Origin of the sequence: Halobacteriovorax sp., assembly GCF_041587335.1 — a bacterium.
In the GTDB taxonomy this organism is placed as follows: Bacteria; Bdellovibrionota; Bacteriovoracia; order Bacteriovoracales; family Bacteriovoracaceae; genus Halobacteriovorax.
Genome location: NZ_JBFGYP010000105.1, coordinates 1 through 11,443, shown reverse-complemented (window position 1 = coordinate 11,443; position 11,443 = coordinate 1). Strand labels below are relative to the sequence as shown.

The 11,443-nt window shown below is 36.3% G+C and carries 14 protein-coding genes; 5 read left to right on the top strand and 9 right to left on the bottom strand.

What is annotated here, in order from left to right:
• Positions 1–459 (top strand): PilZ domain-containing protein (locus tag ABX784_RS12835; protein WP_372655453.1); only part of this gene is annotated, 459 nt, incomplete at its 5' end.
• Here the strand turns inward: ABX784_RS12835 and ABX784_RS12830 are convergent.
• Positions 456–1,178 (bottom strand): class I SAM-dependent methyltransferase, encoded by a 723-nt coding sequence (locus ABX784_RS12830; RefSeq protein ID WP_372655452.1) that lies wholly within the window; start codon positions 1,176–1,178, stop codon positions 456–458. The two genes, ABX784_RS12835 and ABX784_RS12830, sit on opposite strands and share 4 nt — an antisense overlap.
• 100 nt (positions 1,179–1,278) lie before the next feature.
• Between ABX784_RS12830 and gcvPB the strand changes: the two genes are divergently transcribed.
• Together gcvPB and ABX784_RS12820 are read left to right on the top strand one after the other, a co-directional pair.
• Positions 1,279–4,290: an aminomethyl-transferring glycine dehydrogenase subunit GcvPB gene (gcvPB, locus tag ABX784_RS12825; protein WP_372655451.1), complete on the top strand. Its 3,012-nt coding sequence runs from the start codon at positions 1,279–1,281 to the stop codon at positions 4,288–4,290.
• 51 nt (positions 4,291–4,341) lie between these two features.
• On the top strand, positions 4,342–4,980 hold the full coding sequence (locus ABX784_RS12820; protein ID WP_372655450.1) for a tRNA (adenine(22)-N(1))-methyltransferase TrmK: 639 nt from the start codon (positions 4,342–4,344) through the stop codon (positions 4,978–4,980).
• A gap of 86 nt (positions 4,981–5,066) precedes the next feature.
• Here ABX784_RS12820 and ABX784_RS12815 read toward each other — a convergent pair whose 3' ends face one another.
• The 5 genes from ABX784_RS12815 to ABX784_RS12795 all read right to left on the bottom strand — a co-directional run bounded on the left by ABX784_RS12815 (position 5,067) and on the right by ABX784_RS12795 (position 8,020).
• Complete coding sequence (locus tag ABX784_RS12815) at positions 5,067–5,705, bottom strand: mobile mystery protein B (RefSeq protein ID WP_372655449.1); 639 nt, start codon at positions 5,703–5,705, stop codon at positions 5,067–5,069.
• Positions 5,662–6,126, bottom strand: a complete 465-nt coding sequence (locus tag ABX784_RS12810; RefSeq protein WP_372655448.1) for a helix-turn-helix domain-containing protein — start codon at positions 6,124–6,126, stop codon at positions 5,662–5,664. Before ABX784_RS12810 ends, ABX784_RS12815 begins: the two co-directional genes overlap by 44 nt.
• 301 nt (positions 6,127–6,427) lie before the next feature.
• On the bottom strand, positions 6,428–6,970 hold the full coding sequence (locus ABX784_RS12805; RefSeq protein ID WP_372655447.1) for a hypothetical protein: 543 nt from the start codon (positions 6,968–6,970) through the stop codon (positions 6,428–6,430).
• On the bottom strand, positions 6,960–7,307 hold the full coding sequence (locus ABX784_RS12800; protein ID WP_372655446.1) for a winged helix-turn-helix domain-containing protein: 348 nt from the start codon (positions 7,305–7,307) through the stop codon (positions 6,960–6,962). Before ABX784_RS12800 ends, ABX784_RS12805 begins: the two co-directional genes overlap by 11 nt.
• Before the next feature lie 335 nt (positions 7,308–7,642).
• Positions 7,643–8,020, bottom strand: a complete 378-nt coding sequence (locus ABX784_RS12795) for a hypothetical protein (RefSeq protein WP_372655445.1) — start codon at positions 8,018–8,020, stop codon at positions 7,643–7,645.
• 157 nt (positions 8,021–8,177) lie between these two features.
• On the opposite strand from ABX784_RS12795, the gene ABX784_RS12790 reads away from it, so the two are divergent.
• Both ABX784_RS12790 and ABX784_RS12785 read left to right on the top strand, forming a co-directional pair.
• Positions 8,178–8,996, top strand: coding sequence for a LysR family transcriptional regulator (locus tag ABX784_RS12790; protein WP_372655444.1), 819 nt, complete (start codon positions 8,178–8,180; stop codon positions 8,994–8,996).
• Positions 8,997–9,111: 115 nt separating this feature from the next.
• A complete protein-coding gene (locus ABX784_RS12785) occupies positions 9,112–9,687 on the top strand; it encodes a cytochrome c (protein WP_372655443.1) in 576 nt (191 codons plus the stop codon).
• 147 nt (positions 9,688–9,834) lie between these two features.
• Here ABX784_RS12785 and ABX784_RS12780 read toward each other — a convergent pair whose 3' ends face one another.
• The 3 genes from ABX784_RS12780 to ABX784_RS12770 are packed head-to-tail and all read right to left on the bottom strand — an operon-like array spanning position 9,835 to position 11,143.
• Complete coding sequence (locus ABX784_RS12780; RefSeq protein WP_372655442.1) at positions 9,835–10,101, bottom strand: hypothetical protein; 267 nt, start codon at positions 10,099–10,101, stop codon at positions 9,835–9,837.
• The gene (locus tag ABX784_RS12775) at positions 10,098–10,742 is read right to left on the bottom strand and encodes a mercuric transporter MerT family protein (protein ID WP_372655441.1); all 645 of its coding nucleotides are present in this window, start codon (positions 10,740–10,742) and stop codon (positions 10,098–10,100) included. The genes ABX784_RS12780 and ABX784_RS12775 overlap by 4 nt, the downstream gene beginning before the upstream one ends.
• The gene (locus ABX784_RS12770; protein ID WP_372655440.1) at positions 10,739–11,143 is read right to left on the bottom strand and encodes a MerR family transcriptional regulator; all 405 of its coding nucleotides are present in this window, start codon (positions 11,141–11,143) and stop codon (positions 10,739–10,741) included. Before ABX784_RS12770 ends, ABX784_RS12775 begins: the two co-directional genes overlap by 4 nt.
• Positions 11,144–11,443 lie beyond the last annotated feature (300 nt).

Below are 11,443 nucleotides of genomic sequence, written 5' to 3'. Positions count from 1 at the left end.
TCACCACAGTGGCCAAGCCTAATAATTCTCGCATGTAATGTGGCGATTATTGTCTACTTCCTACTACCAGAGATAAGAAAACCCTTCTTTAATAGGGCCGATAGATGGTGGGAACATAGAGAGAGATACACGATTAGGATTCCTTGTTCCTACTCTCTAGCTACAGACAATACCCTTAAAGACGCGGAGATCTTAAATATTTCACACTCAGGTGCCTTTATCACTCTCCCAGAGGGAGCCGATATATGCGGAGAGAAGATGATTATCAATATCACCTTCATAAGCGATAATATCTGCTTAAATGCAAAGATCATTTCTCAGCATGAGTTTGATGATGAGAAGGGTTTTGGTATTGCCTTTGAGTATGAAAATATTTGGGAAAAGCTCTATATGAGAAAAATAATCAATATGATTTCAAGGGCAGCAAAGAAGCACCACATCCAACAACTAAGTGCCTAGGCAAAGATATAGAGGTCATAACGAGCGCTCTTACCAATGTACTGAGCGCTTGGTTTTGCCTTTAGAGTTGGAGACTTAACTCCTCTCTTAACGACAAATCTCTTCACGCCACTCTTTTTTACCCATTCATAGACGTCTTCTTCATCGCTATCTTTTCCAACGAGATCTCTAAAGATTTGCATCTCCTTTCTTGGAAGGGCCGATTTCTTCTTTCCTTCATCCGGGTACATTGGATCGTAGTAGATAGCTGTGGGCATATCTGAATCCAGACGCTCTAAGTGAGAAGATGCCTCACCAAAGACTACATCTAGAGATGAGCTATTGAAGTTTCTCTTGGCCAAAAGAAGGAGAGCTGCAACCGTTGGGTTTCTCTCAAAGGCCGTAACTCTGGCCCCAAACTTTAAAAGAAGAATTGAATCCTTTCCACTGCCGCACGTGAGATCCCAGATATGGCTTTGGCCTGGAGCTTTAATTCCAAGGGCCTTAGCTAGTGGTTCTTTATTTAAGGAGTATTTCTTATTGGACTGTTGTTGCCATAACTCATTAAAATCAAATTCTATCGCACCTCTATCTAGAGACTTATAAATTAATTTTCCATCAATCAAGTGAAGATCGGCGAGACTTGAATTCTCTTCACGCTCCACGTTATAATGAGTTGAGAGAAAAGAAATTTTTTCGTGATTTAAATCACTATCTGAATAGACTTTTAGAGTATGCATTCTGTGATTATAACAGTTAATTTAGGTAGATAAAGTGATTTATTACATGATATTAAGTTAGCCTAAATTTTAATACTAGACGCACAGAGGAAGAAGATCCATGAGTCGAATTGAAAACCTACCATATAATCCAAATGAATTAGAAAGAGAGTTAACACCTTTCTATATAAGTGCAACAGAGTCTGAGATTGCAGAAATGATGCAAACTATTGGCGTAAAAGATTTAAAAGAGTTGTACTCACATATTCCACAAAATATTTTAATGGAAAAAGGTCCTTCTGAACTTGGTAAACACCTAGAGTACGAAGAGTTAGTTGCTCACGTAGAAGATCTTGCTGCTAAAAATAATATTAAGACATCATTTATCGGTGATGGACTACAACAATATAAAGTACCTGAAGTTGTTCCATTTGTTTGTGACATTAGAGGGCTTACGACTGCTTACACTCCTTACCAACCTGAGAGATCTCAAGGTACTCTTTGGACACTATGGATGTACTCAAGCACTCTTTCAATGCTTACAGGTTTTGAAGCAATCAATGCTTCTTTTTATGATAGATCAACTTGTCTCTTTGAAGCTTGTAATACAGCTACAAGAATTAAGAGAAAAACAAATAAAATTATTATCTCTGAAGGAGTCTATCCTGGTGATTTAGAAGTTCTTAGAACTCAAGCTAAAGAGACAAACTTAGAGCTCATCACATTACCAATTGATAAAGAAACTGGTTTAACTGATATTGACGCTGCTAGAGAGTTAGTTGAAAAAGAAAAAGAGAACCTCTCTGGTTTTGCATTTTGCCAAGTCAATAACTTAGGGCTTGTTGAAGATGTAAATGCTCTAACTGATATTTGTACTGAAGCAGATATTCAATCTATTGCTATTATCGATCCACTTCTACTTGCAACAGAGGGTCTACTTCCTCCAGTAGAGTATGGAAGTAGTAATCAAGGTGCCGATATGATCGTTGGTGAAGGTCAACACTTAGCAATCGGTCCTAACTGGGGTGGTCCAGGTCTAGGTATCTTTGGTATTAGATATAACGACAAAAATAAAACAGCGATTAGATCTACTGCTGGTAGATACATTGGAAAAGGTAAAGACGGTGATGGAAAGACTTGTCTATCAATCGTTCTTGCAACTCGTGAACAACATATTAGAAGAGAGAAAGCGACAAGTAATATCTGTTCAAACCAATCATTTCTAGCTTCTGCTGCAGGAGCAGGGATTCTTGGTCGTGGCGAGAGCGGAATGACTGAAGCAATGATGGCCGGAAGAGAGCTATCAACTCAGATCTATGTAGAGCTTTCTAAATATAATGAACTGACTCCTACTTTTCCTCACTCTCCGTTCTTTAACGAGATTGTTTTTACTTACTCTGGAAACCTTACAGAACTTCTTACAAAAGCAAGTGCTGCAGGAATACACCTAGGTGTTGATATAAGCTCTAGAGTTGGAAAAGAAAATCAATTAAAAATGAGTTTCTCTGACCTTCAAAATGATAGTGACTTAGAAAAGCTTACAAACTTTTTAGATGATACGCTTACAGTAGCCGATGAAGATATCGAAATTGATATGCCTGATATTCCAGGTGATCTTCTTAGAGAAGGAAATGTTGGTCTTCCAGAATTTACAACTGAAGAAGTAAAAAGCTTCTACACTGAACTAGGAAATATGAACGTCTCTCCAGACGATAATATCTATCCTCTAGGTTCATGTACTATGAAGTACAACCCATATATCAATGACTACGCTGCAAACTTAAAAGGGTTTACAGACACTCACCCACAAGCTCCAGAAGAAGATACTCAGGCAAACCTTGAAATTCTTTTTGAAACTCAAGAGATGTTTAAATCAATCACTGGTCTGCCAGGTGTTGTGACTCAACCTGTGGCCGGAGCTCAGGGCGAGCTAGTAGGACTTAAGATGTTCCAGGCCTACCATAGAGATAGAGGGAACGCTGAGAAAAAAGATATTATCTTAATTCCTAGAAGTGCCCATGGAACAAACCCTGCGACAGCGACAATGGCCGGATTTGAGACTAAGAAAGCTGGTGGAGTTCAATACGGGATCATTACAATTGAAGCCAATGAAAATGCTGAGGTTGACTTCACTCAACTTAAGTCAGTTGTAGCAGAGTACGGTGAGAGAATTGCTGGTATTATGGTAACAAACCCAAATACTGCGGGAATCTTTGAAACTCAATTTAAAGAGATGGCCGAGCTTATTCATTCAGTGGATGGATTAGTCTATATGGACGGCGCTAATATGAACGCTATTGCTGGTTGGGTAGATCTCGACAAGATGGGCGTAGATGCTGTTCACAATAACCTTCATAAGACTTGGACAATTCCACACGGTGGGGGAGGCCCAGGTGACGCGATCGTTGGGGTGAGCTCTAGACTATTAGATTACATGCCAGGGATTCAAGTTAAAAAGAACGGTAGTACTTTTGAGTCATTTAAAGCGCCAAAGACAATTGGAAGCTTTCATAGACACAATGGTAACTTTGCTCACAAGGTAAGGTGTTACACTTATATTAAAGCTCTTGGAGCAGAGGGTGTAAAAAAGATGTCTGCGATAGCAGTTCTATCTGCTAAGTACTTATATCATCAATTAAAAGATACTTACCCAACTCTTCCATCTAGATCAGAGAGTTCTCCTCGTATGCATGAGTTTATTTTAACTCTTACTGATGATGAGTTCTCTAAGATAGCAAATGCGGGAACTGTTAAGTCAGCGGCAATTGCTAAGATTGGTAAGTTATTTTTAGACTTTGGACTTCACGCTCCAACAGTTGCTTTCCCAGAAGTTTATGGACTAATGGTTGAGCCAACAGAATCATTTACTAAGAAAGAACTTGATGACTTTGTAGCAGTTGTTAAAGAGATTAAATTAATCATCAATGAGCACCCACAGGTGTTAGTGACAACTCCTCACTTCACTCCTATTAAAAAGGTAGATGAAGTAAGTGCTAATAAGAATTTAGATCTCTTTGAAAAGATCACTAGCTTTCCAGTTCTTGCAAAGAATATCATTGAGCCAGGAGTTCTTACAGAAATGACTCCAGCAGAAGTGACAAAGAAGATCTTAGAAGCTCACGAAGCTATTTAACAAACGTTTAAGCAGACGTAGATACTAAACCTATCTACGTCTATATAAGAAATGATACAACCAGAAAAAAGACTAGAGATACTTTCAAAAATCCCAGACAGAGAATACTCTGATATCTGGGATACGTGTTGTGATCACGGAAAGCTTGGTTATAAGCTTATCCGTGAATTTCCAAATGCTCTTATCCACTTCAATGATATCGTTCCACACATAGTAGAGAAGCTAAATACAAAGCTCTACAATGTTCCAAATGAGAGATATACCCTAAATACTCTAGATGCTAGAGACATCAAAGTCAGTAACGACAATACCCTTATCTACATCTGTGGTATTGGCGGTAAGATGGCCATAGAGATTGTAAACGATCTCGTTAATGGAAATTCCCACGACTTCGAGCTCATTCTTTGTACTCACTATCATCAATATGAACTTAGAGAGTCTCTAAGAGAGCTAAACTTCCAACTCATTAAAAGTGATCTCATAGTTCATCAAGGTCAGCAGTACGAGACGATCTATATAAGTAAGACTCGTGGTAGTGAAATACCAAAGTACAGCGAAGAACTATTTAACAAAGACTGTGAAAAGAGAATCTCATACTTTCAAAAGAGTATGAATCACTATAAGAAAAATTCGGAGTACTCACAAATTTCAAAAGAGATATATGCTTACTACAAAGTATTACTTTCTTAAGAGTATACTTATTGTCGGAGGTGACATGACTGCTCTCTTTATTTTCAAGAGGGATTTGCTAAAGGCCTACAAAGTATTACAAGAATCTATTTTACTTTTTCACTAATAAACTTAATGAGATCAGAATAATTTCCTTTATCTGCATTCTTTAATGAATTGATATACAAGGCCCTTCTATCTTTTGGCCTATCATTCATTGAGTGCATCCAGCTAGGCACATCTTTATCATTTCTTTTTAAAAGATACTCTGTCATTATCCTTGCAGTTCTTCCGTTACCATTTGGATAAGGGTGAATAGAGACAAGTCTATGGTGAAATTCTGCAGCGATTTCATCCCAATCTGATCGACCAAACTCAATCCATGCCTTAACATCATCAAATAAACTTTTAAGCTCCACTCTAATTTGAAAACGATCTATTTTTGATAAATTAACCATGCTTGTTCGATGAATTCCGGCCCACTTCCAAACATTCCCAAAGAGTTCTTTATGGAGTTTGTCTAAGAACATTGTATCTAGGTAGTCGCAAGTTTTTTGTCTACTAAGCCACCTCATCCCATCCTGGATATTTTGATCTTCTAGTTCATCAAGCTCCCCCATAGTTGTTACATGTGAAAACCTAATTCCCTCAAGTTGATCTGGATCAATCGGAGTTGCGCCGTCTCTATCTTTGAAGATATAGCTAGTCATCACTGTCCCAAAGATATTTTGAGTATTTATAATCATCTACTAGATCTTCAAGTCTCGTTTCAAAGTCAGTTGTAACTTTTTGATCTTCTAGACTCATGTGCGTATCAGACATACTCATACTCTTAATAGATTTTTTCTTAGCCTGATCTTCGACAATTTCTTGAATAGACTTTCTTGGAACAAAAGTATATTGAACATCACACTCAAGTGCATCTGCTAAATCACGAAGCCTATTAAGAGTAATATTTCCTTTTTCTTCTCTCTTTTCAAGTTCTGAAGCTGTTGAAGGGGCCACTCCTAACCTAGCTGATAATTGCCCTAGAGACATTCCAAGAGCGCCTCTTATATAGCGAGAGAATGATGTTATGGAAGAAGACTCAACCAATAACAAGCTGAAGCTTTCCAGTTTTTTCTGTACCTGTTTTCTAATAATTCTTTGTTCAGATCGTTTTCTCATATAAAAATTGTCGCATATATACGAATTATATTCAACAAAATTACGTATATATACGACTCTAGTTTCATTTTAATTCGTATAAGCACTACATCTAATGTATTTTCAATGCCTTACTTAAAAAATAATAAGAATATTGTAATTGACTAGCGTTATAGCGCTAGACAATGAAGCGACAAAAGACCAAACAAGAAGAATCTAGAGTACTCACCTATTTCTACTGAAGTATATTCTTACTATAAGAAATTAATCTCCTAGTTAATTATATCTACTATCTCTAGTCGAGGATTGATTCTTTGTATTTTTACTTCTTTAACTTCTCAATAAAGTCTTCCCATTGTGATTCACCTTTCTCCCCGAGGCACCACTTCTTAATCTCTTCAAATCTAACTGGATGCTTCTTTGCGACCATAACAGCTTGGTCAAGGCATTCTTGTGCCTTGAAGTGGATATAACTAGCAAGGCGATCTTTTACACAGTCAGTTGGTGAATAAATCTTTATAATTTGCCCATCTACTTCAACTTCATCTGGTGTAATTGAGTTATCTTCTCTAATTCCAACAGGCGGACCACCAGGAAACTCTACGAATAAATGTTTACAGTCTTTATGGATATAGTGTCTTGTCCCTTTCTTTTCAAAACCAATTTCTTTCATGGCCTTTTCAAGTCCAGTTGTAAAAAGATCTAATTTTACAAAATCAAGATCACCTGATTTATAAGCACCATTAGTATATATAGAAACGACAGCACCACCTACAAGCACAGTGTCTATGTCGTGCTTCTTTAAATGAACTGCAACATAGTGCCATAGCTCTAGTTCAGAACAATTTCTTAGGTCAATTTTCAATTTTACCTACTACTGGTTTACCTTCTCTTCTAGGCCTTCTTCTTTGGGAGAATATCTTTTCTTTATCCTTAAGCGATAATCCATCATAATAAACTTTAATAAATTCATAGAACTTAACAGCTGCTTTAGACTTTTTATTGAAGAAATAAACTCTTGTTCGACCAACAAGCTTAGAAACGAGGATTCCTGCTTCTTCAAATCTAGCAAATTGTTTTTGAACAGCACTTAACGTCAGCTCATAGTCCTTAGCAACTGCTGAAGGATATATTTCTTCATAGTGCACAAGATGTAACATGATTTTCATAGCTATATCTGAACTTAAAACTTTATCTAACATAGGATTATTGTAATAGACTTCGACATCAGAATCAACCTCTTTTTCAGGTTATATAACCACTATAGCAGGTCAAGACATGACGTAAAATATATAACTTACTAATTTTATGTACTTAAATTTAAGTACCCAAAAAAGAGGACTTTAGGACTGTAAGCATTATGAGTTACCTAATTAAATAAGACTATAGTTATTAGAATACCTCAGGACAACGAAGAGCTCTTTGATAAGAATGTAGAGTACTCACCTATCTCAACCAAAATATATTCTTTATTATAAAGAAAGCTAGGAACTTCTCTCATTCCTAGCTTAGTTAAATATTTTTAAGTAGCTAGTGCCTAATTATCAAAGTTGTCCGGTCGACATAGTCTATCAGGAGTTGATCCTCCAGAGCATGTACCAAAATCAACTTTTCCGACTCTAAACGGGGCCTCTTCAAGCTTGATTGCAGATGTTAACTCAACCCTTCTGATGCATCCAAAGTGATTGCTATATGTAATAGCAACTCCCTCCCCAGTTATTAGTGAGAAGAGTGAGCGTCCGTCGTAGGATTCCTTAACAGAGATCTCAAATGTCTCCCCATTTTTGTGTTTGATCGTAACTATCTCCTCTTGGCTTGAGAAGGCCAAAGTAAGGTCTTTTGATTTACACTCAAATGATCTTGCATTAACGCTTAAAGTTGTAATACTTAAAATTAGTAGTAGAAATGTTTTCATTTTCGTCCTCTGTTCTATGTTTACTTGTTTATACGTACATCAGCAGATTGGAATAACTCTCTTATTTCTCCTCCCTAGCTCTAAAAAGAATATAGTTTTCATTACTAGTATCTGGATAGTTTACAAATACTTCTAATTGATATAAGTATTTACTTATATGATAAGGCAAAATGACATTAATAATTTTATAGAAATAAGTAACTTTCCAAGCTTGAGCTTGGCGGCCAAAAAGCTTGAAGTCACTCAACCGGCACTATCAGACTCTCTAAAAAGATTAGAGACTGATTTAGGGTATAAACTTTTCTATAGAACAAAGAATGGAATATCTTTAACGCCTGAAGGTAGAACGACTTTAGAGAAGGCCAAAGAAATTCAAAACCTCCTAAGCAATCTAAATGTGCAAAAGGAAAGTGATCTATTTCCAACAATAAACCTAGGTTGCCACACTACAGTTGGCTCTTACTTCTTACCAAAGTTTTTTCAATTAGCTGCCAAGGAAGTACCAAAGTACAAAGTGAAGCTAAACCATGGCCTATCAAGAAATATCCAAAGTGAAATACAGTCAGGAAAAATTGATATTGGCGTCGTTGTGAATCCATTAATGAGTCCTGATCTTATAATTAGGCCGTTACTAAGAGATACAGTCCATGTATGGAAGGCTAAGAAAATAGCAGTTCAAAATCAAGTTATTGCGGATACAAATCTATTTCAAACTCAAAGTATAATAAAAAAGTGGAAAAAAGATTTTGAAGATATTATTCACACTGATGGCCTTGAACTAATTGCAAGGATGACAGAGCAAGGATGTGGATATGGAATTATACCAGAGAGAGTAGTTAAACTGCTCAATTCTGACCTTGTAAAGGTAGCTAACACACCTAATTTTAAAGATGAGTTCTTTATTGTCTATAGGCCTGAATTTGGAAAATCGAACTATGAAAAGAAAATTCTTGAATTGATTTATAATTCAGTTTGAGAGCTTAGAACCCTAGAGTACTAAAACCTGATATATATCAATTAAATACATCTATAAATAATTTTACATCCCTTCCAAACTTTCATAGTGTTTCCAAAATTCTTTGGGAGGTCGCATGCGTTCACTTATCTTTATCCTTGGGCTGTTTTGTTCAAATCTATATGCACAAGAAAGTATGCCAGTAGCAGAAATGGTAGAGACACAATGTATGTCTTGCCATAGCGCCGACAACTATACGAATGCTCCTATGATGTCTGGACAAGAGATAGAGTTCTTAGAGTTTGAGTTATTTAACTTTAGAGACTATGTTCGTGATCATGAAATTATGAACCAAGCAATGGAAGACTTTACAGACCAAGAAGTTAAAGAGATTGCTTCATATATCTCTGGACTATCTCTGTGTGACTCTCAGGCACTAGTTGATAAGCATCCAGATGCTAATATAAAAAGAGGTCAGAAGATTTTTAACAATAGCTGCTTTGAGTGTCATAAAAAAGATACTTCAGGAATAGCACCTGTTATTCACGGTCAAAAGACTACGTATTTAGAAGATGCAGTAAAAAGTTTTCAAAGTACTTGGTATAAACCACGTCCTAGTAGATTAAATATGAGAAGTCACACTGACATGCTTAGTAATCAAGATATCAAAGACGTTGCAGCTTACTTAAATGAACAAAAACTCTGCGACTAGCAAAGAGACTTACTAGAGACAAGAGACCAAATAATTAAAAGGTCTCTTTGGTCCTCATATTTACAACAGAGTACCAATCAAATAATCAAGAATATCAAACATTTTATATACTCTAGACATTACACCACTTGTCCAAACATCAACGAACTAAAACCTTTTTTTTAAAGCGCCCCTTTTAAAATGTGTTATAAAGGCATTAATATCTGCAAGACAACACCTTCCCGAGGGGTTTGCTGTTTCACAAAAACATCCAGGCACTTTCATTTTAGATTTTATATCATCTAATATTTCTTTCTCTCTTCCTTCTTGAATAGCATCAAAGAGCTCTTGCTTAGAGTGTTTGAAACAGTAACAGATCAATCCTTCTTTATTGAACTCAACATTACTTTCTTCTTTTTTGTCACAACAGCTCACTTTGAACCTCCACAAGGTTTTTTATTATCAAATGTCCAAAAAGCCAAATAGCCCGGACTTTCTTTTATCTCCTTGATAACTTTGCAACCTGCCTCATCTGAAATTTTGATGACAGCACTCCCAATATTCTCTTTTGGTTTTGGGCTTGAATGGTCTACATTCAATATTTCTGACTCAGTAAGACCTGCTCTCTTTAATGCTTTTCTTACTCCTAGTTCACAACCTCCACAAGTCATCCCCTCAATATAGAGAGTTTTAACATTACCTAGAGAAACTAAAGATTGGTTTTGTGCCTGAGAAATAGAAGTAAGCAATATTGGAGATACCATAGACAAAACAGCAATAAATGTTCCAACAGTTAAACTAATCCTTCGAATTTTTCTCTGTTTAGAGTCAGCACACATCTTACCTTCGGAACACTCTCTTTTTTCAAGTCTATAGTTCATAATCCAACCTATTGTTATCAAAATTGTGACAACGACTAATATTATATTACGATATTCTTCCAGAAAGAGTAGTGATGAAGCACCTCCAACTCCTATTGCACCTAAGACTATAGGTCCAACACAGCAGATAGAACTAGCAACGGCCCCAATGACTCCACCGCTAGTGATCCATTTAATTAAGTTACTTCCTTTCATTTGGTCACCTTCTTCACATCAAAAGACAAGTGGCATTTTCTTTTCAATCCAGGGCCACCAGTATTTTCACAGTCACTGACAAACTTTTTTAATACTTTTTTCATATTACGAAGAGACTTCATTCTGTCATCGACCTCATTTATCTTGTCTAATGCTATATCTCTACCAGTTTTACAGTTAACTCCGCTTTCTTTTAAATTCAACAATTCTTTAATTTCACTGAGAGTAAATCCTGCTTCCTTGGCCATTAATGTAAAATTAATTCTATCAATGACTTCATCACTATATTTTCGATAACCAGCAGTCGTACGCTTAGGAGTGGAAATAATTCCTTTTTTCTCATAAAAACGAAGAGTCTCTCTATCTAGTCCTGTTAGTTCGATAATATCTTTTGTTTGCATATCATTTCCTCAAATACATTATAAACCAGGTAGTATAGTACCAGGTAAAGGATAATCTTAGAAATTTGTAACAACCATTCCAAATACAGCGCTTAGAGGGGTAAAGCTACAGCAAAAAGAAACAAACAATTAAGCTAGCTATCTAGTATCGATTTTGGTGGAGGTGGCGGGAATGAAATATACATAAAGTTTTCTAATTCTTTAGCTTTGAATACTTCACTTACGCTTAAAGTAAACGAAGTAATCTCTGTCATCTATGTAGTTATAGTTATTGATTTAAAATCTCTGTGATGGAGCTTG